This is a genomic window from Winogradskyella costae, assembly GCF_013403865.1.
Lineage (GTDB): Bacteria > Bacteroidota > Bacteroidia > Flavobacteriales > Flavobacteriaceae > Winogradskyella > Winogradskyella costae.
On sequence record NZ_JABFDK010000005.1, the window covers coordinates 146,816 to 170,122 of the forward strand.

19 protein-coding genes are annotated in these 23,307 nt (G+C 34.5%); 5 read left to right on the top strand and 14 right to left on the bottom strand.

The window, feature by feature from the left end; translation table 11 throughout:
* Positions 1-21: 21 nt before the first annotated feature.
* From HM986_RS12055 to HM986_RS12110, 12 genes are all read right to left on the bottom strand, one after another.
* Positions 22-453, bottom strand: coding sequence for a hypothetical protein (locus HM986_RS12055; protein ID WP_179335343.1), 432 nt, complete (start codon positions 451-453; stop codon positions 22-24).
* Entirely contained in the window at positions 440-949 is a 510-nt protein-coding gene (locus HM986_RS12060) for an RNA polymerase sigma factor (RefSeq protein ID WP_179335344.1), read from the bottom strand. Before HM986_RS12060 ends, HM986_RS12055 begins: the two co-directional genes overlap by 14 nt.
* A gap of 778 nt (positions 950-1,727) precedes the next feature.
* Positions 1,728-2,522, bottom strand: a complete 795-nt coding sequence (locus HM986_RS12065) for a hypothetical protein (RefSeq protein ID WP_179335345.1) — start codon at positions 2,520-2,522, stop codon at positions 1,728-1,730.
* A gap of 14 nt (positions 2,523-2,536) precedes the next feature.
* The gene (locus HM986_RS12070) at positions 2,537-3,028 is read right to left on the bottom strand and encodes a hypothetical protein (protein WP_179335346.1); all 492 of its coding nucleotides are present in this window, start codon (positions 3,026-3,028) and stop codon (positions 2,537-2,539) included.
* A 166-nt stretch (positions 3,029-3,194) separates the two neighbouring features.
* Entirely contained in the window at positions 3,195-3,776 is a 582-nt protein-coding gene (locus tag HM986_RS12075; protein ID WP_179335347.1) for a hypothetical protein, read from the bottom strand.
* A gap of 306 nt (positions 3,777-4,082) precedes the next feature.
* On the bottom strand, positions 4,083-4,751 hold the full coding sequence (locus HM986_RS12080) for a hypothetical protein (RefSeq protein WP_179335348.1): 669 nt from the start codon (positions 4,749-4,751) through the stop codon (positions 4,083-4,085).
* A 290-nt stretch (positions 4,752-5,041) separates the two neighbouring features.
* A complete protein-coding gene (gene secA, locus HM986_RS12085) occupies positions 5,042-8,398 on the bottom strand; it encodes a preprotein translocase subunit SecA (protein ID WP_179335349.1) in 3,357 nt (1,118 codons plus the stop codon).
* A gap of 328 nt (positions 8,399-8,726) precedes the next feature.
* On the bottom strand, positions 8,727-8,948 hold the full coding sequence (locus HM986_RS12090) for a DUF2795 domain-containing protein (RefSeq protein WP_008272287.1): 222 nt from the start codon (positions 8,946-8,948) through the stop codon (positions 8,727-8,729).
* A 382-nt stretch (positions 8,949-9,330) separates the two neighbouring features.
* Positions 9,331-9,906 carry a cob(I)yrinic acid a,c-diamide adenosyltransferase gene (locus HM986_RS12095; protein ID WP_179335350.1) on the bottom strand — a complete coding sequence of 192 codons (576 nt, stop codon included), beginning with the start codon at positions 9,904-9,906 and terminating at the stop codon, positions 9,331-9,333.
* 888 nt (positions 9,907-10,794) lie between these two features.
* On the bottom strand, positions 10,795-11,484 hold the full coding sequence (locus HM986_RS12100; RefSeq protein ID WP_179335351.1) for an ABC transporter ATP-binding protein: 690 nt from the start codon (positions 11,482-11,484) through the stop codon (positions 10,795-10,797).
* A gap of 250 nt (positions 11,485-11,734) precedes the next feature.
* The gene (locus tag HM986_RS12105) at positions 11,735-12,505 is read right to left on the bottom strand and encodes an O-methyltransferase (protein WP_179335352.1); all 771 of its coding nucleotides are present in this window, start codon (positions 12,503-12,505) and stop codon (positions 11,735-11,737) included.
* A 216-nt stretch (positions 12,506-12,721) separates the two neighbouring features.
* Positions 12,722-14,584, bottom strand: a complete 1,863-nt coding sequence (locus HM986_RS12110) for an ABC-F family ATP-binding cassette domain-containing protein (protein WP_179335353.1) — start codon at positions 14,582-14,584, stop codon at positions 12,722-12,724.
* Between the two features lie 102 nt (positions 14,585-14,686).
* Between HM986_RS12110 and HM986_RS12115 the strand changes: the two genes are divergently transcribed.
* From HM986_RS12115 to HM986_RS12135, 5 genes are all read left to right on the top strand, one after another.
* The gene (locus HM986_RS12115) at positions 14,687-15,487 is read left to right on the top strand and encodes a polysaccharide biosynthesis/export family protein (protein WP_179335354.1); all 801 of its coding nucleotides are present in this window, start codon (positions 14,687-14,689) and stop codon (positions 15,485-15,487) included.
* A 6-nt stretch (positions 15,488-15,493) separates the two neighbouring features.
* Positions 15,494-17,971: a polysaccharide biosynthesis tyrosine autokinase gene (locus HM986_RS12120; protein WP_179335355.1), complete on the top strand. Its 2,478-nt coding sequence runs from the start codon at positions 15,494-15,496 to the stop codon at positions 17,969-17,971.
* 109 nt (positions 17,972-18,080) lie between these two features.
* The gene (locus tag HM986_RS12125; protein ID WP_179335356.1) at positions 18,081-18,671 is read left to right on the top strand and encodes a sugar transferase; all 591 of its coding nucleotides are present in this window, start codon (positions 18,081-18,083) and stop codon (positions 18,669-18,671) included.
* Positions 18,668-19,963: a nucleotide sugar dehydrogenase gene (locus HM986_RS12130; RefSeq protein ID WP_179335357.1), complete on the top strand. Its 1,296-nt coding sequence runs from the start codon at positions 18,668-18,670 to the stop codon at positions 19,961-19,963. Before HM986_RS12125 ends, HM986_RS12130 begins: the two co-directional genes overlap by 4 nt.
* On the top strand, positions 19,963-20,943 hold the full coding sequence (locus HM986_RS12135) for an SDR family oxidoreductase (RefSeq protein ID WP_179335358.1): 981 nt from the start codon (positions 19,963-19,965) through the stop codon (positions 20,941-20,943). Before HM986_RS12130 ends, HM986_RS12135 begins: the two co-directional genes overlap by 1 nt.
* Positions 20,944-21,284: 341 nt before the next feature.
* Here HM986_RS12135 and HM986_RS12140 read toward each other — a convergent pair whose 3' ends face one another.
* A complete protein-coding gene (locus tag HM986_RS12140; protein WP_179335359.1) occupies positions 21,285-21,647 on the bottom strand; it encodes an endonuclease domain-containing protein in 363 nt (120 codons plus the stop codon).
* Positions 21,648-22,064: 417 nt separating this feature from the next.
* Positions 22,065-22,814, bottom strand: a complete 750-nt coding sequence (locus HM986_RS12145) for a hypothetical protein (protein ID WP_179335360.1) — start codon at positions 22,812-22,814, stop codon at positions 22,065-22,067.
* Positions 22,815-23,307 lie beyond the last annotated feature (493 nt).

Genomic DNA, 23,307 nt, shown 5'->3' on the forward strand with positions numbered 1-23,307 from the left:
GATTATTAATAAATATTTGATTTATTGTTCTTTAGTAGTGTAAATAATTACGATTTCATTTTCATAAATAATACTTTGTTCAATTTCTGCTGAAACTGAATTAGAAACCATTTCTTTAGCCAAACTTAACAGAACTTCTTTCTCAGAATAATTCGATTCTTCTTGTTTAGGATTCGCTAAAAAAAGAGAAATAAATAATACAACTGAGGCTGCTGCAGATAGGATGCAAACAAATAGCTTACGTTTTCTGTTTTTTCTATTTTGAAATGATTCCCATAAACTCTTATTAAAATCTTTTGGTGTTTCCGTTTTGTTATTTTTTACAAAAGCAGACCATGCATCCAATGAAGGCTCTAAATTATCAGTACTGTCAAACAAAAATTGTTCTTCACTTAAAGTACTTTGCCCTTCCTTATATTTTTTGATTAACCGTTCAGTTTTATCCTCTTTCATAACTATAAGTTTTTTCTAGTTGTACACTTACCTGCTTTCTTGCTCGAGATAACAAAACTCTTACATGTTCAATTTTAAGTTCTGTAGCAGCGGCTATTTCAATAAATTCATAACCATCTAAGTCTCTCATTATTACAACTTCTCTTTGCTGCTCTGGTAGACTCGCAACAATCTTTCTAATAATAGTATTTAACTCTTGCCATTCTAGTGCTTCTCTACCATTTTCTGATTTCACGATCTCAAGCTGAAAAGAAGAATCATTAATATCTAACTTCTTTTTTCTAAGCATATCAATACAATGATTTCTAGCAGTAGAAAACACTAAACCTTGAATATTAGGATGCTCTGCAATTTGCTTTCGCTTTATCCAAAGTTTCATCATTATGTCTTGGATCGCATCTTCAGCGTTTGCTCTACCGCCTAGTATTCTAGAAACCATTGGAAACAAACGTTCGGATAATGAAAATACCTTAAGTCTAAATTCTGTTTTATTCATTATATCTTAATAACGATAAAATGGATATAGATATAACAAAAAAAAGTGGTTTTTTTAATTAATTATGGTAAGCAGATGATAATCAATATGTTGTGAAATATTTTTTTAAAGTGAAAGACTCAGAATCTCTTTGGAATTGAAAAACACTTATTGTTAAGGATAGGATAAACTAGTGGTTTTTATAAAATCTAAAATTTTGATTTGTTACCTTAAGTTAATGAATTTGTCGATGTAAATTAGTGCTTGTTGGTAAGTTGTTATATGAGTACAATCACTCACGTTATCCCTATCTTAATACCAGATAACAAAAGTTATAGCACTCCCTTCTTAGTTTATAAAACTACGCAATACTTTGCAAAGTTTAGTACGTAACTTAACGTACATATCCATAAAAATAAGGTAGTTATGAGACTTATAGTTACTGTTCTCGTAATGGCATAAAAAAAAAACTAAGCGATTGCTGAGCATTTTAGATGGTGTTTGATGGGGTTGGGTGGTTTTTGAAGCTGTCTAAGTGATGCTTTGTTTTTATTGTAGACGGCTAAGTGATGGATACGATTGTTTTAAATAAATTGATGCTTGGTTATAATGCTTCTCGATACATTCTGACAAAAAGGTCGGAACACTCGAAGTGACGGTTTGGGTGGGTTTTATGTGCGTTGGTACATAAGTTACAGATAGATCCGAGCGCAGCGAATTGGTGAAGCTATATTCTGTGAGGATTTTGGTAAGTGGGCTAGGATTAGCTATAAATTATATGCGTTGTTAGGCAACATATTTATTTATAATATTCATATTCTCGTTCTAATACATATAACGGAAAATTATCTACAAAATCAATTCTTTTGATCCAATTATTGTTTTTGTCATAATCATATTTATACTTTATCTCTCTAATTAAGTTGTTATCTTTATCATACCGTTGTTTTTCAACTATATATTCAAGTTCATTATATTTCAAATTCCAACTATTATCAATTTTATTATCTTCAGAATAACTGATTATTTCAACTTCATTTCCATTCTTATCGTATTTGAATAAATATTTACTGTACAAATCACCATCCAAGTACCAGTTTTTTTCAATATCCCCATTTTCGTTATAGTGTAATTTACATACGGTGCCATTTTCCCCATTATCCCATTCAGTCATAGTTTTATTGTCACCATATTTGTAGGAAATAATAGTATTTAAACTGCCATCTGAACTATATTCTTTTTTTACGGTTAGTAAATCGAGCTTATTATATTCGTATTTAGATTTTTGATTTAAAAGACCATTTGAATCGTAATTACTTACCTCTATAATGTTTCCTTTTTCATTATATCTTTTCTCATAGTCCGAATTAAAAGATTCTCTTTTTCGTTCACCTTTTGAAATAATGTTAAAGCTATCCTTAGCACTAAATGATGTTTCTTTATATGAAAGAACTTTACTCTTTAATTTATCTTCAACCCAATCATTTTCTTTTATTTCGTTTGCACAATTATTAAGAGTTAATGTTGCTAATAATCCTAAGATCAAAATTCTCCAGTTATTCATATTATTCAATTCACTTAATCTGATTTTCATTTTTCTTATGCTGCTTAACGATTTTGCGTATGGTATACTTCGTCTGTTGGCTGCGTTCGGGTGTTGGCAGCTGGTTTTATTTCGTTTATTAATTTATAAAATTCAGTTCCATTAAATTCAGACCATTTTTTTGAGTATAATCGTTTCTCATTCCGAATCAACCTAATTTCCGGTTCAGAACTTTTAAAGTATAATTGAACATCATATAGTTTTATTACCCAACTTTTGAAAGGGTCATTTGGGTTTTCTAAAATCAAGTCATTTTGAAATGTTATCCTGTTTGATTTGAAAATTTCAGAAAACACATTGTTCCAGTATGAGTAAGTTCGGTTTTGAGTTAGTTCAAAGTCAACAATATCACATATAATTCTTTCTAGTCCACTATATTCATCAGTTCCGTCAATTCCGATTAAATTTCCTGTAATTCGAGTAGCATTTATATTGTACCAACCCATTCTGGTTTCGTCGTATTCAAAAGTCCAATCTGTAATTCTAGTTACTCTCATTCTTTATAGTTCGGGTTTTGTCAACTTGCTGCCACCGGTTTTATGTATGAAAGGTAGCGGATTTTTTGCACTAACTTTTCGGCTTTATACTGACCTTTGATTAATTCATTTCTTTTGTTTAAGCAATTAAACAGCTATTTTTTATATCCATTGTTAGCAGCAGATTTTATTCAATATTTAATACTTTTTTCTGTTGTTCTGTTATATTCCAGTTTTCTTGTATGTCTAAATTCAATAAAATACAGTTGACTTTTAATTCTGAATTTTGATTTTTTAACTCTTTATACCATTCGAAAGATTGTTCATTAAATTTATCAACGAACTTCGCCCAATTTATTATAATAAAAATATTTCCTTTTTCAGTTAAGTCTTGGTTTAAAGGTGAAATATGTTTTAACCAATCTTTGATTGTGCTTTTTTTATTGAATTTTAATGAATCTATTTTTTCAATTTCATTAATAACCTGCGAGCATTCATTGTCATTAAATCTATTTTTAACTAAATATCCGTTTGAATTGAAGAATAAAATTTCAGGTACTTGAAGTTTGTCGCTATTGTTCAGATAGGCGAAACTATTAAAATCTCTGATAGAATATAAATCATCTTTTTCAAAATTTACTTCTTTTTCAGTAAGATATGTATTTAAACTTTCTTTATTTTCAATATTAAAATCGATTGATATATTTTTCTGCGCAAAACAAGAAATAGAAGTAATAAAGAACACAGCTATATGGGTAACAATTTTCATAATTTATTATTTATAATCGTGGTTTTTTCAATTTGCTGCTAACTTGTTATAAGAGAACAATCCCTCGCGCTATTCTTTTTTTTAATTTAGGATAACAAAAGCTATAGCACTCTATTCTTAGTTTATAAAACTAAGGAAAACTTTACAATGTTTGGTATGTAAGGTTACGTATATTTCAATAAAAACAATGTAGTTATGAGGCTTACGGTTATTGTTTTCGTAATGCTATAAAAAAAAATCCTGATGCGATACATCAGGTTTTTTTTATGGTATTGGTTGGTATGGGGCATAGTATGGCATTGAGTTCTAATTGCTAACTTCTGTCAAAGGAGAAATCATTATATGTGCTCTATGAGTACCAGGATTCATAATCCAAGGATGGTTTGAAGCTACTGGTGCTTCTGGTAAGCCTGTAGATGCTGAGGTGGCCCAAGGCAAATACACCACGTAACGAAGTTTTGCTTCATCTACTTTTGCTGTTGCAGGATCATATTCGGCTTTTGGTCCGGAATAGATGTGCAAGGTCGCACCTGAAGTGATATTAAATTTACCAGCTTTCATTTCCTCTTCACGGATGTCAAATATTTCTTGATGCTTTTTGCCTTCGGCTTTTAAGGCGCGTCCTCTTGCCATAAATGGGTCGAGGTCTTTGTGATAACAGGCAGCACTAAAGCCTTCTTTATTAGGGTCGTCGGCAAGTACAATAAATTCATTATCACCTTCTCTTAAAGTTACAAATTCACCTGCCATATTATAGCCAATCACCTTACAATTTGCTCTGCTGGCTTCGGGCGCAGCCATTACTGCGGTGGCAATTAAGGCATCGTCAGAATCTATTGCTTTTAAGTTTTTATTGGTTTCGGTTGAAATTGTTTCCGTTATACTTGAATCTTGAACGGTTGTTTTTGTCTTATCTGTAGAATTACAGGACATTAAGAGTCCTGTGAAAATTATGGCTGTGATGAGGTGTTTCATGTTAGATGGTTAGATGGTTAGATGGTTAGATGGTTAGATGGTTAGATGGTTAGATGGTTAGATTGTTAGATTGTTAGATTGTTAGATTGTTAGATGGTTGTTTTAAAGTTACTAAAATCTAATGAGATTTAGGAATTTGAGTCCGTATAATTTTCTGTGTTTTGAAGCGTCTCATTACATTACGACGAAAGAAACTAGTGACATTGCTTGTATCACAAAAAAAATCCTGATGGGTTGCATCAGGATGTTTAATTCTATTAATGAAATTCTTGCGTCCGCAGGAATTTGAGTTATTCAACAATTACCCATTCTCCTTTTTCAATTAAAGGAATGGCTTGCTTGTATTTAACATCTTTAGCTTCTCCGCTCATAACATGCTTAATAGTCACCTTATCGTTACGACCAATTTTGGGTTGGTCTCTTACAATAGTTTCAACGACTTGCTGTTGTTGGCGAGAAGCGCCTTCACCAGCTTGTTTGTTTTGAGACGCACGTTCATCCAAGTTAGGAATTTCGTCTTTTTGAGTTTCAAGCTTTTCTTGCTTACGTACTCTAGCTTCTTGAATGGTGTTTGCTGTTTCTTGTGGAATTTCTCCTTTAAATAAGAATGATATCACATCTTTATTTACCAGATCGATCATTGCTTTAAACAGCTCAAAAGATTCAAACTTATAAATTAATAATGGATCTTTTTGCTCGTGCACCGCTAACTGTACCGATTGCTTAAGTTCATCCATTTTACGCAAATGTACTTTCCAAGCGTCATCAACAATGGCTAATGTAATGTTCTTTTCAAAATCATTAATTAATTGTGTTCCTTTTGTTTCGTATGCTTTTTCTAAGTCTGTTACAACTTGTAAGTTTTTAACTCCGTCTGTAAATGGTACAACGATGCGCTTAAATTTATCGCGTTGTGTATCATAGACATTTTCAATTACAGGAAACGCTAAATCTGCAGCACGTTGCATTTTTTCTCTATAGTGCTTAAAGGCCGCTTTGTAAATAGTACCTGCAATATCTGTGGCGTTCATTTTTCCGAATTCAGATTCAGAAATAGGAGACTCCATTGAGAAATAACGAATCAATTCAAACTCAAAGTTCTTAAAGTCGTTGGCGTCTTTATTCGTCTCAGCGATACCTTCTGACGTATCAAAAATCATGTTCGCTAAATCGACTCTTAAACGTTCTCCATGTAAGGCATTACGACGACGCTTATAGATGACTTCACGTTGTGCGTTCATCACATCATCATATTCTAATAAACGCTTACGAACACCAAAGTTATTCTCTTCAACTTTTTTCTGTGCACGCTCAATAGATTTTGAAATCATACCATGTTGTATCACTTCTCCTTCTTTTAAGCCCATTCTGTCCATCATCTTAGCGATACGTTCAGAACCAAATAAGCGCATTAGGTTATCTTCTAAAGAGACATAGAACTGTGAACTTCCTGGATCTCCTTGACGACCAGCTCTACCACGTAACTGTCTGTCTACACGACGCGAATCGTGACGCTCAGTACCTACAATGGCTAAACCTCCTGCTTTCTTAACTTCTGCACTTAATTTAATATCGGTACCACGACCAGCCATGTTGGTGGCAATAGTAACTTGCCCAGCATTACCTGCTTGTGCTACAATATCGGCTTCTTTTTTATGTTGTTTCGCGTTTAAGACGTTATGATCTATTTTACGAATGCTTAACATCTTACCTAAAAGTTCTGAAATCTCAACGTTTGTTGTACCAATAAGAACAGGACGTCCTGCATTAGAAAGACTTACAACTTCATCGATAACGGCGTTGTATTTTTCGCGTTTTGTTTTGTACACTAAATCGTCTCTATCATCTCTAGCAATTGGTCTGTTTGTTGGAATCTCAACAACATCTAATTTGTAGATTTCCCAAAGTTCGCCAGCTTCTGTAACCGCTGTACCTGTCATACCAGACAGTTTACGATACATTCTAAAGTAATTTTGAAGCGTTACGGTTGCAAAAGTTTGTGTAGCCGCTTCAATCTTTACACTTTCCTTAGCTTCAATCGCTTGGTGTAGTCCGTCAGAATAACGACGCCCATCCATAATACGACCCGTTTGCTCATCTACAATCATTACTTTGTTGTCCATAACAACATACTGATTGTCTTTTTCGAATAAGGCGTAAGCTTTAAGTAATTGGTTGAGTGTATGAATACGCTCAGATTTTACGTTGAAGTCTCTAAATAAGTCTTCTTTAAGATTTGCTTCTTCTTCCGATGATAAACCTTTATTTTCAATCTTAGCAATTTCAATTCCCATTTCTGGCATCACGAAGAAATCTGGATCATCTTCACCTGAAAGAAATTCAACACCTTTATCAGATAATTCAACTTGATTATTTTTCTCATCGATTACATAATAGAGTTCTGCATCTACTAAAGGCATTTCTCTATTATTATCTTGCATGTAGTGATTTTCGGTTTTTTGAAGCAATTGCTTTACACCTTCCTCACTTAAATACTTAATTAAGGCTTTGTTCTTAGGAATACCTCTATACGCTCTTAGTAATTGAAAACCACCTTCTTTAGTATCACCAGCAGCAATTAACTTTTTAGCTTCTGCTAAAACACCTACTAAATATTTACGTTGAACTTCTTCAATAGCATTTACTTTAGGTTTTAAAGCGTCAAACTCGTGCTCTTCACCTCTAGGAACAGGACCCGAAATAATTAATGGTGTACGTGCATCATCGACCAATACAGAATCGACCTCATCGACAATAGCGTAGTGGTGCGGACGTTGTACTAAATCGTCTGGCGAATGTGCCATGTTATCACGTAAGTAATCAAAACCAAACTCATTGTTAGTTCCGTATGTGATATCTGCGTTATAGGCTTTACGACGTGCATCAGAGTTGGGTTGGTGGTAATCGATACAATCGATACTCATACCATGAAACTGAAAGATTGGTGCCATCCAAGCGCTATCTCGTTTTGCTAAGTAATCGTTCACTGTTACTAAGTGCACACCTTTACCAGCTAATGCATTTAAATATACAGGAAGTGTTGCTACCAACGTTTTACCTTCACCAGTTTGCATCTCTGCAATTTTACCTTGGTGCATTGCTACACCACCAATAAGTTGTACGTCATAATGAATCATGTCCCACGTAATAGGCTTCCCTGCGGCATCCCAAGAGTTTGCCCAAATGGCTTGGTCACCATCAAGGGTTACATAATCTTTGGCTCCAGAAATCTCACGGTCAAACGCATTTGCGGTTACCGGAATCTGTGTATTATGAACAAATCGTTTCGCTGTTTCTTTAACAACAGCAAAAGCTTCAGGAAGAATATCGTTTAATACTTCTTCGGTGACTTCGTAGATCTGGTCGTCTATTTTATCGACTTCGAGGTACATGTCTTCGCGTTCGTCAATATCTTCAGTAATCTTCGCTTTTTCTAAAAGCTCGTCTTTTTTAGTTTGAAGTGGTTTCCTCGCTTCGGCAATCTTAGCTTTAAACTCAGCTGTCTTTGCCCTCAGTTCGTCGTGTGATAAAGCCTCTAATGCTTTTTCGAAAGTTTTTATTTTTTCAACAATAGGTTTAATTGAACTTACGTCTTGCTTGGATTTATCTCCAACAAAAACTTTAAGCACTTTATCTAAAAATGTCATATTGATAGGTTTGTAATAGGTTGAATTGTTTCAACCTTGTATTAATTTCAGTTCGTTTGTTTTAATGTTATTAGTTTTAAAAACACCTTTAATCAGCGACGTTTGGTAGTTTTAAACTATAATATATTATGTTTTTTACTCATCCTTAAGGGGACAATCTAAACGATTATAATTTATCACTGATTGATGATAAAATTATTATGTTTAGTCTCTGCGTGACAGCAGAGCAGGTTTTTGATTCTTATCTCTGATCAAAAAGCATCCGAAAATAAAAAAAGTCTCTTAAGTTAAGATAACGCAAGAGACTTTTTTGTGATAATTTTATATGTTAATATTCATCCTCATTCCAGAGGTAATCTTCGTCAGTAGGATAATCTGGCCAAATTTCTTCAATAGAGTCGTAAGAATCTCCTTCATCTTCTATTGCTTGTAAATTTTCAACAACTTCTAAAGGTGCTCCTGTTCTAATTGCGTAGTCAATAAGCTCATCTTTGGTTGCTGGCCAAGGCGCATCACTTAAATAAGATGCTAATTCTAATGTCCAATACATAATTGCGTTGTAATTTTATTTTTTGCAAAAATAATTTTTTAGTTGAACAATCCAAGAAAAAATCACATTAATTAGTTGTTAACTTATATAAATTAATTTATCGGTCTTGCAGAACATTTATATTTATGTGGTTTGAAGGATTCAAATGTCACTTATAAATGTTTCATCAGTATAAAAAGAACGTATAATGGTTAACTTTTAATTTCGGATTACTTTTTGCGGTTTAGTCCTGTGCTTTTGAAATAAAATGTTTGTCAATTCGAATGAATTTTATAACCTATTGGAAATAAAATTAGTAGCGATAATCTGTCTTGTTTTTGAAACATTGTTCTCGGTACATTCTGATAAAAAAAATATCGAAATACTAGAACCGAGGCTTTAATTAAGATTCTTTATTGGGAATCCATTTGATTTCTTCAGCTTGTAAGTCATGTGACAACTTCCGTGCCAACACAAAAAGGTAGTCAGATAGTCTATTAATATACATCAATGTTTCAGGTTGAAATGGTTCTAAGTCGTTAAGATGCGACGCCAAACGCTCAGCTCTACGGCATACTGTACGCGCAATATGACAGAATGACACCGTTGTATGCCCACCGGGTAAAACGAAGTGCGTCATAGGCGGAAGGCTGTCTTCCATGAGGTCTATTTCTTTTTCTAGTTTCTCTATGTCTTCGCTCGATATCTTAGGAATATTTAAGCGTGCTTTACCATTTTTTAAAGTCGCTTTTTCAGGGTCTGTCGCTAAAATAGCACCAACCGTAAATAACCGATCTTGAATATGCATCAACGTATTTTTATATAATTGATTGATATCTTGATCTCTGATTAAACCAATATGTGAGTTAAGCTCATCGATGGTACCGTAGCTTTCTATTCTTATATGATGCTTAGGAACACGTGTGCCGCCGAAAAGAGCAGTTGTGCCTTTGTCTCCTGTTTTTGTGTATACTTTCATATTTCAAAGTTAAGAGTTATGAGCGAAACGTTGAGAATTATGAGTTAAAAATTATATGTTGAAAGGGGAAAGTGTGAAGTATGAAGCGTAAAGTGTAAAGTTTTGAGATTTGAGGATGACGAGTGAAGGAAATAGAAGAGAGAAAATAGATAATAGAAGAAAGAGGATGGAGTTGATGGTTGGTAGGAAAGAGATAGGATGAAGGAATCAAGAATCAAGATTAAAGAGAATAGAGAATAGCGTTTTTAGTTAGGAATGACGAATTTGAGCTAAAAGCTAAAAGCTAAAAGCTAAAAGCTAAAAGCTAAAGGCTGAAGGCAATAGTTGAGAGTTATTGGTTGGTAGGAAAGATACAGGATGTAAGAGTTAAGATGCAAGAATCAAGAATCAAGATTAAAGAGAATAGAATAAAGAGAATAGAGAATAGTGTTTTTAGTTAGGAATGACGAGTTCGAGCTAAAGGCTAAAGGCTAAAGGCTAAAAGCTAAAGGTTAAAGGCAATAGTTGAGAGTTGCTGGTTGGTAGGAAAGAGACAGGATGCAGGAACCAAGAGTCAAGAATCAAGAGTCTAGATTAAAGACAATAGAATAAAGAGAATAGAGAATAGCGTTTTTAGTTAGGAATGACGAGTTTGAGCTAAAGGCTAAAGGCTAAAGGCTAAAGGCTAAAGGCAATAGTTGAGAGTTGCTGGTTGGTAGGAAAGAGACAGGATGTAAGAGTCAAGATGCAAGAATCAAGAATCAAGATTAAAGAGAATAGAATAAAGAGAATAGAGTTTTTAGTTAAGAAATGACTTATTTGAGCTAAGAGCTTACTGAACACTAACTACTGTGTACTGCCTACTGAAGACTGCCCACTGAGTACTGCCCACTGCCTACTGAATACTACCTACTGATTAAACGTATCACTCTCAATAACACCATCGCGTAATCGAATAACACGGTTGGCATGTGCTGCAATGTCTTCTTCGTGAGTAACCATGATTACGGTGTTTCCTGCGGCGTGGATATCACCAAAGAGTTTCATGATTTCTATTCCTGTTTTAGAATCTAAGTTACCAGTTGGTTCATCGGCTAGGATGATTGATGGTTTGTTCACTAAAGCTCTACCAACAGCTACCCGTTGCCGTTGTCCACCTGAAAGTTGGTTGGGTTTGTGATCCATTCGGTCTGCTAGTCCCACATCTGTTAAAACTTCTGTAGCACGGGCTATACGGTCTTTTTTTGAAAATCCAGCATAGACCATAGGTAAAGCCACATTGTCTAAAGCAGTGGTTCTTGGTAGCAGGTTGAAGGTTTGAAAAACGAAGCCTATTTCTGTATTTCTAATATCGGCGAGCTCGTCATCTGACATTTGGCTCACGTCATTTCCATTTAAGTTATATGAACCTGCAGTTGGTGTGTCTAAACACCCTAATAAATTCATTAGCGTCGATTTTCCAGAACCCGATGGTCCCATAATCGCCACATATTCGCCACGTTTAATGTCTAAATCGATGCCTTTTAAGACATGAACAATTTCTTGTCCTAATTTAAAATCTCTAATGATGTTTCTAATTTCGATGACGTTACCGCTCATATATAAAAGCTATTGTGGTTTAAATCTTTTGCAAGATAATGGAATTTGAAATTCAGTTCTCTAAATAAGACGCTAAAGTTGTTGGGTTGTTACAATCTTATTAAAAAGATTAAAATTTTTCAATTTTAAAACAATCAGTATAGGTCGTTTTTTATGTTTTAAGAGTTTATTTTTAAAACACCGTTAAGATCCGCGTAGGGGAACAATCTAAGCATTCAACTTTTTATGCTTATTGTATCGTAATATTTTATTACAGTCTAATTTTGAAATGTTCTTTTGCTTGCTCTTTCCTAAAGAATACAAAACCCAAATTGAATCCATCTACCGTGACTGTGACTGAATCGTGGTTCTTAATATATTCCCAAGCTTCTGTCATGCCCTTAGACCAATAAATATCATCAAAAACAAATACCGAATCATTGTGAGTAGTAGGTAATAAGGCTTCAAAATATTGAATGGTAGCCTCTTTGTTATGATGACCATCAAAGAATATGAAATCGTAGCTGTTGTGTTTTAATCCAGGGATTTTATTCGTGAAATTTCCGACTTTGAATTCAACATTTTTAATCTTAAGTTTTGTGAGTTGCGATTGCGCGAAAGTAGAGGTGTTTAAACAGCCTTCTATGGTCGTAATCTTTGAGGAATTATTTGCTAATGCTATAGCATAGGTACCCATTCCTAATGATGTGCCTAATTCTAAAATACGCTTAAACCCGAAGTATTTGGAAACTCTGTAAAGGAGCTCCGAATCCTTTTTGGAACTGCTCGAGGTTTTTGCCATTTTACTAACCTTTCGTTGATTAGCGTCTAAAATCTTTGAGCCTTCACCTAAATCTATGATTTCTAGAATAATGTTTGAGTTTTCTAAGGCTTTTTTATACTGTTTGAGTTTAGCGTAGGCATCATAGTTGGTTTTGTCATACAAGCATTTGGTGACAAAATTATAAACAAAAGGGGAGTGGACTCCGTGTTGATTGGAGGCTTTTGAAAGGAATTTTATGTATGCTTTTGCTTGGTACACTTTATTAGTTTCAGAGTTTCAAAGTTGCTGAGTTTTGAAGTCTCAAAGTTATAGAGTTTCAGAGTTTCAGAGTTTCAGAGTTTGGAAGCTGCGTAGATTAGTTTATAAAACGTCGTGTGTATTGGTACGTATTATTTAATTGCAACGCTTAGTTATTTTCTGTGAGCTTAAACAGATACTTTTTCTAACCATCTAACCATCTAACCATCTAACCATCTAACCTTCGAGCTTCTCAGCCAATTCAAACCAGCGCATTTCTTTTTCTTCAATAGTATCTATAACTACTTGCAATTTTTCTGAAAGTTTACTGATTTGGTCTTGGGTTAAGTCCGGATTATGAAACTTCGCTTCTAATTCTGTTTTATCTAATTCTAAAGATCTTATTTTAGAGGCTAAGTTTTTGTATTCCTTTTGTTCGTTGTAATCTAACTTGTTGGCTTCGTTTTGCTTTTCCGCTTTGGTATCAACAACCTTTTCTACGACTTCGATTTGTTTAGGTTGACTTTCATCATAGGCTCTAAAGTCGGAATAATTCCCAGGGAAATCATCTACAACACCTTGGCCTCTAAATACAAACATGTGATCTACAATTTTATCCATAAAGTAACGGTCGTGAGACACCACTAAAAGAACACCAGGGAAATCCATTAAGAAATCTTCAAGTACATTTAAAGTCACGATGTCTAAATCGTTAGTCGGCTCATCCAAAATTAAAACATTGGGGTTTTGAATTAAAACGGTACACAAATACAATCGTTTTTGTTCACCACCACTTAGTTTTTCAACAAAATCCCATTGCTTTTTTCTGTCGAATAAGAATTTTTCTAATAATTGCTGAGCGCTAATTTGTCGGCCTTTGGCTAATGGAATATACTCACCAAACTCTTTAATGACATCAATAACTTTTTGGTTGGGTTTGGCTTTAATACCTCCTTGTGTATAATAACCAATCTTAACGGTTTCACCCAAGACAACTTTACCGCTATCTGGCTGTGCACTTTGTGTTAAAAGATTTAGAAATGTAGATTTTCCTGTTCCGTTTTTTCCAATAATACCAATACGTTCTCCTTTCTTAAAGGTGTATTCAAAATCCTTTAAAATCGTTTTGTCTTTGAATGCTTTTGATACGTTATGAAACTCAATGATTTTACTCCCCAAACGTTCCATATTAATATCCAATTCGATCGTATGGTCGTTACGACGTTGGTGTGCTTTAGATTTTATTTCAGAAAAATCATCAATTCTACTTTTCGATTTTGTGGTACGCGCTTTGGGTTGGCGACGCATCCATTCGAGTTCTTTTTTAAAGAGTTGTTTGGCTTTACCAACTTCAGTCGCTTGATTCTCGATTCGAGCTTGTTTCTTTTCTAAATAGTATGAATAATTTCCTTTATAGGTGTGTAATTCGCCATGATCTAACTCTATAATTTCATTACAAACACGTTCTAGGAAGTAACGGTCGTGCGTTACCATGAATAGTGTTTGCTGAGTTTTAGCGAAATACTCTTCTAACCATTCAATCATTTCTAGATCAAGGTGGTTGGTAGGTTCATCGAGAATTAAAATATCAGGTTTGCTTAGAAGTGCTTGGGCTAATGCTAAACGCTTTTTCTGTCCACCAGAAAGTGTTTTAACTTTTAACGTAAGATCATCTAATTTTAACTGCGATAAAGTTTGCTGGTATTGCGTCTCAAATTCCCATGCGTTATAACGATCCATGCCTTCAAAGGCTTTTTGATAGGCATCAGCATCTTCTGGGTTGTTTAAAGCCTGTTCATACGCTTCAATGATTTTTAAAACAGGGATGTCCGAAGCAAATATGGTTTCTTCGAGTGTAAGGTCGGGATCTAAATCGGGTTCTTGATCTAAAAAGGCTAAACGCAATCCTTTTCTAGCGACTATCTGTCCATCATCTGGTGTGTCCTTTCCAGCTAACATTTTTAAGATGGATGTTTTTCCACTTCCATTTTTAGCTACAAAAGCAATTTTCTGATCTTTATGTATGCTGAAAGACAAATTTTTAAAGAGTACTAGCTCTCCAAAAGCTTTTGATATGTTTTCTACGTTTAGGTAATTCAAGGTGTTTTTTTTGCAAAGAACGGAAATAAACCAAAAAGAAACGTATTAGTTTTGATATTAGTGTTGATACATTATATTTGTGTCCAAAGATCCATTGTATTTATGAAGCATATTAGGCTTTTAATTATTGTTTTGAGTTGTGTTGTTGTATCGTCTTGTATCCCTCATAAAGACACTGTTTATTTGCAAGTTAAGGAGGATGCTATCAATGATACTATTCCTAATAATCTTAGTGAAATTCAGAAACCTTACCGTGTTCAAGTTAATGATATTTTAAATATTCGTGTAAAAGCATTGGACCAAGAAACTGTCTCTATTTTAAATCCTGCAGGGGACGGTAATTTAAATGCTAGTAGTGCGGAACGAGCTTTCTTTGATGGGTTTACTGTCGATGTACATGGGAATGTAAGAATGCCAACACTTGGTTATATTAATGTCTTAGGATTTACCACGGAAGAGATTGAAAAAGCGATAGAACAGAAGTTACTAGACGAGCAATTTAAAGAGACGGCTAATATTTTTGTGACTGTAAAATTGGCGGGATTACGTTATACAGCGAATGGAGAAGTTGGCTCACCGGGAAGTCAAGTATTATTTACAGAACGTGTAAATATTTTTGAAGCCATTGCTAATGTGGGGGAAATCCCAGTGACAGGAAATAAAAAGGATGTCTTAATTATTAGGCAATATCCGCAAGGACAGAAAATACATCATTTAGATTTAACAGATATAAGAGTAATGCAGTCTCCTTATTATTATATACAGCCTAATGACATTATTTATGTAAAGCCATTGGTTCAGAAATCGATAGGTACAGGTACAACGGCCATTTCTGGTATTGCTGCGATAGCCTCTATACTTTCGTTATTGACTACTGGAGTCTTACTTTTTACCAGATTATAATTACAGATGAGAGATTACGACGAGATAGATGACGTAGAGTCACAAAGTATAAGTTTTGATTTTAGAGGTTATTTATTTAAAGTATTAAACCTTTGGAAATTCGTGCTAGTTTGTGTAGGGGCGGCTATGCTGATCGCTTATTTTATTAATGTTAGGAAGCAGAATGTTTACAAATTAGACTCTTTGATTTCCGTAGATAATGATCAGAATCCTTTTTTTACGGCGAATACCAGTATATCCTTTAATTGGGGAGGAACATCAGGAAAAGTAGGGAAGATTTTGACGGCTATTAAAACGCGAACTCATAATGAAATCGTTGTAGATTCGCTCCAATATTACATGGAGTATTTAGAGCAAGGAAAGTATCGTAAGATAGACATTTATAAAAAAGCTCCTTTTAGGTTTGTAATTGACACGTCTAAAAGCCAAGTGCTTAATTACCCTATAGGTATACGATTTTTAAATGCTAACGAATTTGAAATATTTACAGAATTTGAAGGAGCAACGGCGATGGCTCAAAAGTATGGCGATAAAACAAAGTCCCAAATTAAAGTGACTACTGGGATTTTTACAAAAACCTTTAAAAATGATGAGATTATAGAATTACCATTTCTGAATGGACAAATTGTCGTGAAACCCTCTCGCACTATGGTTGCAGGGGCTGAGTATTTCCTTAAGTTCAGCAATTTTGATGCAGTGGTTAATAATTATAAGAGCAGTGTTATGATTAGTACTGTAGGTACGTCATCGGGTTCTATTTTAAGTTTGCAATTGGCAGGACATAATAAGGCTAAAATTGTAGATTATTTGAATACGACTTCAGTTATTCTCAGTAAAACGGAACTACAACGTAAAAATTTGTATGCCACCAATACCATAAAATTTATAGATAGTAGTTTGGCTGCTGTGAATACAAATCTCGAAGGGTTTACAAACGAGATGAATCAGTTTCGTAGTGAAAATAAAATTATTGATGTTAGTGCTGAAATCACTCAGATTTCAGACGAATTACGAAGGTTTGAATTAGAAAAACAAGATGAGGAGTCTAAACTCGATTATTTAAACAATCTTGAGGTTTATTTAAATACGAAAACGGATTATACCAACATTGCAGCTCCAACTAGTGTGGGTATAGACGAAACTAATATTCTTAGTAGTGTTTCTAAAATTGTAACGTTAGCAGCCGAACGTCAAAATCTGGAGTATACTACCAAAGAAGGTTCAGGACTTTTTAAAGAGCTAGACCGTCGTATCGATTCTGAAAAAAATGTATTACTTGAAACTATAGATGCAACGAAGGAAACGATCCGCGTGAGAATACAGTCTGTGAATAAAAGGATTTCAAATTTAGAGGGGAAGCTCAGTGGTTTGCCAGAGGACGAGCAGCAGTTTTTAAAGATTCAGAGACAATTAGACATGAGTCAAGAGGCTTATGATATTTATTTAGCGAAACGCAGTGAAGCTGCGATTGTTAAAGCTGCTAATATTTCAGATATTACCATCATTGATGAGGCTAAAGATATAGGTGGTGGTATAATAGGGCCTAACAAGTCTTTGAACTATATGATGGCTTTAATGATGGGGTTCTTTATTCCTATGTTATTAATATTTATAGTTTATTTATTGGATAATACAATTCATGGATCCGATGAGATTACACGAATGTCTAAAATTCCAATACTAGGGTTAGTCGGGAAGTACCGGTATAAAAATAACTTAGTGGCTTTTGAAAAACCGAAATCAGCTGTAGCAGAATCTTTTCGAGCAATACGTTCGAGTTTACAATTTATTTTTAAAAATCATTCTTCAGAAACTAGGGCTAACACCTTGATGGTTACCTCTTCCGTGAGTGGAGAAGGGAAAACGTTCACTTCTATTAATGTCGCGACGGTCTATGCGCTCTCAGGAAAAAAAACCATTTTATTAGGATTGGATTTACGTAAGCCAAAAATCTTTGATGATTTTAATATTACGAATGAAAAAGGTGTGGTTAATTACCTGATTGGAGATGATACTCTGGAGGATATTACAACCCATACACATATCGAGAATTTAGATGTGATACCTTCTGGTCCTATTCCTCCTAATCCTTCTGAATTATTAATGAGTGATAATCTAAAAGCTTTAATCAATCAGCTTAAGGAAGATTACGATATGATTATTTTGGATACACCTCCTTTGGGTCTGGTAACGGATGCTTTAGAATTAACGCAGTATGCTGATGCGACTATTTTTATGGTACGACTAGATTACACTAAGAAAGGTATGTTGCAATTAGTGAATGCAAAGCATAGAACAGGTGAGCTTAAAAATGTTAATTTCGTTCTAAACTTCTATAGACATAAAAATAACAGTAATTATGGTTATGGCTATGGTTACGGTTATGGCTACGGTTACGGCTATGGCGTTTATGGTAATGCATATCATGAAAAGGATAAGCAGTCTATTCTGAAGAGGGTTAAAGGATTTTTAAATCGGATCTAGTTGATGGCTATTAGCCTTTAGCTGTTGAGTATCCATGAAAATTTAATTTATCTTCTCTAGAAGTTAAGGACGGAGACGTAGGAATTTGAATATTTTTAACTGTATGCTTATGATTAGTAAAAGTCAGCTTTGGGTTAAACGTATTTTTGATGTTGCCATCGTAATGCTATTTTTGCCTCTGCTAGTTTTACCTATTCTATTATTAATTTTCATTGCTACTATAGATACTAAAAAATGGGGTGTCTACTCGCAACTTCGAGTTGGACAGTATGGAAAACTTTTCAGGATTTATAAAATTAGAACTTTAACAGATGGTGAGCATCGGTTAGGACAATTAGACTGCAGCGCATCTTCCGTAGGCCGATTTTTAAGACGAACAAAATTAAACGAATTACCTCAGCTCTATAATGTGCTTATAGGGGACATGAGCTTCGTTGGGCCTAGACCTGATTTGCAGGGTTTTGCAGATGAGTTAGTTGGGCGCGATCGTATTATTCTGAAAGTTAAACCTGGAATTACTGGACCCGCTTCTTTAAAATATAAGCATGAGGAAGAAGAGTTGAAATGTCAAAATGATCCCGAACACTACAATAGAACGATTATTTGGGTCGATAAGGTTAAAATCAATAAAAAATACGTACAGAATTACAGTTTTTACTTAGATTTGACACTCATTGTAAAATCTATTTTAAACAAATGAATCATTCAGAAGATAAAATTGCAATTATAGGATTAGGTTATGTAGGATTGCCACTCGCTGTAGAGTTTGCTAAGCAATTCTTTGTTGTTGGCTTTGATATTAATAAACAGCGCATCAGTGAATTAAATACAGGCCTAGATAAAACCTTGGAAGTTGAGAATGATCATTTGAAATCGGTTTTAACTACAGATATAAATGCAAGCAAAGGGTTGTTTATAACGGATGATATTGATGCCTTAACTACCACCAATTACTATATTGTCACAGTTCCGACACCAACAGATGCCTTAAATAAACCCGTGTTTACACCGTTGATTAAAGCGAGTGAAACTGTTGGGAAAGTATTATCTAAAGATGATATTGTGGTTTACGAATCTACGGTGTATCCTGGAGCCACTGAGGATATTTGTATTCCTGTATTAGAAAAAAGCTCTGGTTTGGTTTATAATAAAGATTTCTATGCAGGCTATTCTCCAGAACGGATTAATCCAGGAGATAAGGAACATACAGTTACAAAAATCTTAAAAGTAACCTCTGGTTCTACTCCAGAAATAGCTATAAAAGTTGATAATTTATATAAAAAAGTAATCGTTGCAGGTACACATATGGCACCTTCTATAAAAGTAGCTGAAGCGGCCAAAGTTATTGAAAATTCGCAGCGCGATATCAATATTGCTTTTGTAAATGAATTGTCTAAAATATTTAGACTTCTAGATATCGATACTAAAGCAGTGTTAGAGGCGGCAGGAACCAAATGGAACTTCTTAAAATTCTCACCGGGTTTAGTTGGTGGGCATTGTATTGGGGTCGATCCTTATTATTTAGCACAAAAAGCTATAGAATCTGGTTATAATCCTGAAATTATTTTAGCTGGTCGTAAGATGAATGACAGTATGGGGAGCTATGTGGCTACCGAAACGGTGAAAATGATGATTAAAAAAGGGGCCACTATTAAAGGCTCAAAAGCTCTTGTTTTAGGCATCACGTTTAAAGAAAATTGTCCAGACATTAGAAACTCTAGAGTTATTGATATTATTGAAGAGTTAGAAACATACGATGTGAATGTTGATGTGTATGATCCTTGGGCATCAGCTGAAGAAGTTAAGCATGAGTATAAATTAGACTTAATTACTGATTTTGAAGATTTAAGTTCAGATTATGAAGCTGTTATTTTAGCCGTTTCACATAATGAATTCTTAAAATTAGATATTACTAAACTAAAATCACAAACCGGTGTTGTTTTCGATGTAAAATCTTTACTTCCAATAGACACTATAGACGCCAGATTATAATGTACGACAATCCTCACCATAACACAGACCTATCCAAATTAAGTTTTTTAATCACTGGGGGAGGAGGTTTCATTGGCTCTAACCTTACAGAGTACTTACTAAAGTATAATGCTAAAAAAGTACGCGTTTTAGATAACTTTTCTAATGGACACCGTGAAAATTTAACGGAGTTTATGGATAATCCTGCCTTCGAATTATTAGAAGGTGATATTAGAGACATAGAAACTTGTAAAAAAGCAATGGAAGGTATCGATTATGTGTCTCATCAAGCGGCGTTAGGTTCGGTGCCACGTTCTATTAATGATCCAGCAACCACTAACGAGGTTAATATTTCTGGGTTTTTAAATATGATGATTGCGTTGAAGGATAGTCTAACAGTAAAACGTATGGTCTATGCGGCGTCTAGCTCAACGTACGGAGATAGTAAAGCCTTACCAAAAGTAGAAGATACTATAGGAAAACCATTATCTCCGTATGCCGTGACAAAATATGTGAACGAGTTATATGCAGATGTTTTCGGAACTACTTATGATACTGATGTCATTGGTTTACGCTATTTTAATGTCTTTGGACCTAAGCAAAGTCCGGATGGTGCATATGCAGCCGTCATTCCTTTATTTATGCAAGCGCTAAAAGACAATGTCGCTCCAAAAATTAATGGAGATGGAGAACAGACTCGAGATTTTACATTTATAGATAATGTGGTACAAGCTAATGTCAAAGGCTTTTTTGCATCTATAGAAGCAAAAAATGAGGTCTTTAATGTAGCCTGTGGAGAGCGTATTACAATCAATTATTTGTGGGAATCGTTACGAATTGCTGCTAACTCTGATTTGAAAGCCATTTACGGCCCAAATAGACAAGGTGATGTTAGGGATTCTTTGGCAGATGTTTCTAAGGCCCAAAATCTTTTAGGGTATCAGCCTAAATATACGGTTAGAGAGGGTTTGAAGATTACTTGGGATTCTTTTGAATCTTAATATACGCTTTTGTGCGTGTTGAACACCCCTTTCTTCACCTCGTTCCTCGGGAATTCATTCCCCTCTTCAAAAGAAGAGGGGAGCGGGATAAGGTTGTTCTATTTGACATTGTATTCGGGAATTTGCTTTTTTTTATCATCTATGCTTTTCTTTTAATAAAAAGGCAGAAAGTTATGGCTGGTGGTTACTTTTAAAATTCTTTTTTCTTATAATTTGAACCAGAAAGTTTGTGGCTTATACAGCTTATTTTGGTTTCCTATATGTGCTCTTCTCTTTAGTTAAATTGAGGTGGCTGAACCGCCGAAGACCGTTTAGACGGTGGGTTTGATATTTTATTTATACTACTTAAAATTATCTTGTATTTCTCTTAAAACAGATGGAAGAGAGTCGAGAACCATCTTGTTTTCAAAACGGATGACTTTGTAGCCTAAACTTTCTAAATGTTGCGTTCGTTTTTTGTCGTATTCTTGTGCTTTTGGATTATTGTGAATTTCTCCGTCTAATTCTATGATTAATTTTTCAGTAGCACAGTAGAAATCAACTATGTAATAACCAATGCTGTGTTGTCTTTGAAATTTTCTATTGCTGAGTTGTCTCGATTTTAGATGTTTCCATAACTGCGCTTCTGCAGGCGTTAGGTTGTTTCTTAATGCTCTTCTGTAGTCTTGTAATTCTTTTTTGGTATGCGTGTTTTGTTTTGGCATGTATTAAAAGTATAAAATAATTTTAACTTAGCTGGAACACCCCTTTCTTCACCTCGTTCCTCGGGAATTCACTCCCCTCTTCAAAAGAAGAGGAGAGCGGGATAAGGTTGTTCTATTTGGCATTGTTTTCGGGATTTTGACTTTTTTATCATCTATACTTTTCTTAAAAAAAAAGGCAGAAAGTTATGGCTGGTGGTTTGTTTTATAGTTTGCTGTTACTCTTAAAGTTCTTTTTCATTTTAAATAGTACCATAACGTTTGTCGTTTATACAACCTATTTTGGTATCCTAAATGTGCTCCTCCCTTTAGTCAAAGGGAGGTGGATGGGCCGCCGTAGAAGGTTCAGACGGTGGGTTTGAATTTAAATAACAAAAAAAAGCTGCCTTTTCAGACAGCTTTTAATTTGAACACTTGGGTTTACAATACTTCTATTAACTGAAGCGCATTGAAGGCTCCGTTGTTTAAGGCGTATTGTATTCCATTTACTTCTTGAAAGAATGCAACTTTTAAGAAGTAGAGTTGATTTCCAGTACCTGATGGTACTGCTTCTGGTATTAAAGTCACTGTAGCTGTTATACCATTAATTGGTAAATTAATGATAGGACTAACCTGTAACTCTTTGTCACCTGAACTAAAATCTAGGTTTAGGAACCCTACATTGAAACTCACATGTGTTGCTCCTCCCGGAACCCCTAAATCGTGATTTGGGGTTAGATCCACGATACTTACTTCTCCGGTTGTGGTGTCTAATGTGAAATCAGATCTTAAAACCGTACTTAGCTGTGCATTACTATTAAAGTCAAAGCTTTTTAAACATGCTCTTACTTCAGGTGTTGCCAGACCAATGGCTACTTGCCGTTGACCACGTACGGACGTGATGTCCGAATTTTTAACTTTACTCATCGCTTGTGTTAATCGTGGAGTTATCCGATTGTCTTTAGCATCAGCTAATAAGTTTATGATTGCACGACGTAGTATTTTACCACTTGTTGCACAATGTCCAAATTCTGAACCATTTTCTCGGGTTCTCGCAAATGCGGGATCGTTTTTAATACGATTTGCACTTACACCACCTTTGGTTCTAACTAAATACCCTTCTTTGCCCTTGTAAAAGGTAAGATCGTCCAGAGTTCCTTCGATCTTAATTAAGCTTCTTAATTTTGCCATTTGAAATGGGTTTTAAATTATTAATAAAAATTTATATCAGTATTCGTTTTAAAAACTTCGATTATCATTGGCGCCTTATTGAACACTAAGTTTATAATTCGACTACTGATACGATAAATTTAGGTTGAGGGTTTAGGTCTTTTTTTTAAGATTTCCGAAACTGTACTTGTTTTCTTTTTGTTTCCGATTTTGACTTTTATTGCCGATTTTATAACAGTACATTCAAGTTGTAACTCTGTCTTAATACAGTAATCATACGTTATCTATACACCAACCATATATGATCCATACACTAGCTTTAGTTAGGGTAGATGAAGCTGTTTTTGTTTTAGTGTCTGATTTATAGTATTTTATCAGTAAGATGTTTTACGTATTTAAATCGATGAAATGCAAGGGTATTCTTGTTTTGTTAGTTTTTTCTTTCAAATAAATGTGTTATATCGAAAATCAAAGTATTTAGTGGGTTGTTTTTCAGGGTATTGTGTAAGTTGTG

What these genes read in the sequence shown, in the direction of transcription:
- HM986_RS12140 (WP_179335359.1), bottom strand. Translation starts at nt 21,647, where the DNA reads ATGCCAAAACAAAACACGCATACCAAAAAAGAATTACAAGACTACAGA.
- HM986_RS12060 (WP_179335344.1), bottom strand. Translation starts at nt 949, where the DNA reads ATGAATAAAACAGAATTTAGACTTAAGGTATTTTCATTATCCGAACGT.
- HM986_RS12145 (WP_179335360.1), bottom strand. Translation starts at nt 22,814, where the DNA reads ATGGCAAAATTAAGAAGCTTAATTAAGATCGAAGGAACTCTGGACGAT.
- HM986_RS12070 (WP_179335346.1), bottom strand. Translation starts at nt 3,028, where the DNA reads ATGAGAGTAACTAGAATTACAGATTGGACTTTTGAATACGACGAAACC.
- HM986_RS12065 (WP_179335345.1), bottom strand. Translation starts at nt 2,522, where the DNA reads ATGAAAATCAGATTAAGTGAATTGAATAATATGAATAACTGGAGAATT.
- HM986_RS12080 (WP_179335348.1), bottom strand. Translation starts at nt 4,751, where the DNA reads ATGAAACACCTCATCACAGCCATAATTTTCACAGGACTCTTAATGTCC.
- HM986_RS12095 (WP_179335350.1), bottom strand. Translation starts at nt 9,906, where the DNA reads ATGAAAGTATACACAAAAACAGGAGACAAAGGCACAACTGCTCTTTTC.
- secA (WP_179335349.1), bottom strand. Translation starts at nt 8,398, where the DNA reads ATGACATTTTTAGATAAAGTGCTTAAAGTTTTTGTTGGAGATAAATCC.
- HM986_RS12135 (WP_179335358.1), top strand. Translation starts at nt 19,963, where the DNA reads ATGTACGACAATCCTCACCATAACACAGACCTATCCAAATTAAGTTTT.
- HM986_RS12055 (WP_179335343.1), bottom strand. Translation starts at nt 453, where the DNA reads ATGAAAGAGGATAAAACTGAACGGTTAATCAAAAAATATAAGGAAGGG.
- HM986_RS12100 (WP_179335351.1), bottom strand. Translation starts at nt 11,484, where the DNA reads ATGAGCGGTAACGTCATCGAAATTAGAAACATCATTAGAGATTTTAAA.
- HM986_RS12075 (WP_179335347.1), bottom strand. Translation starts at nt 3,776, where the DNA reads ATGAAAATTGTTACCCATATAGCTGTGTTCTTTATTACTTCTATTTCT.
- HM986_RS12125 (WP_179335356.1), top strand. Translation starts at nt 18,081, where the DNA reads ATGATTAGTAAAAGTCAGCTTTGGGTTAAACGTATTTTTGATGTTGCC.
- HM986_RS12090 (WP_008272287.1), bottom strand. Translation starts at nt 8,948, where the DNA reads ATGTATTGGACATTAGAATTAGCATCTTATTTAAGTGATGCGCCTTGG.
- HM986_RS12115 (WP_179335354.1), top strand. Translation starts at nt 14,687, where the DNA reads ATGAAGCATATTAGGCTTTTAATTATTGTTTTGAGTTGTGTTGTTGTA.
- HM986_RS12130 (WP_179335357.1), top strand. Translation starts at nt 18,668, where the DNA reads ATGAATCATTCAGAAGATAAAATTGCAATTATAGGATTAGGTTATGTA.
- HM986_RS12120 (WP_179335355.1), top strand. Translation starts at nt 15,494, where the DNA reads ATGAGAGATTACGACGAGATAGATGACGTAGAGTCACAAAGTATAAGT.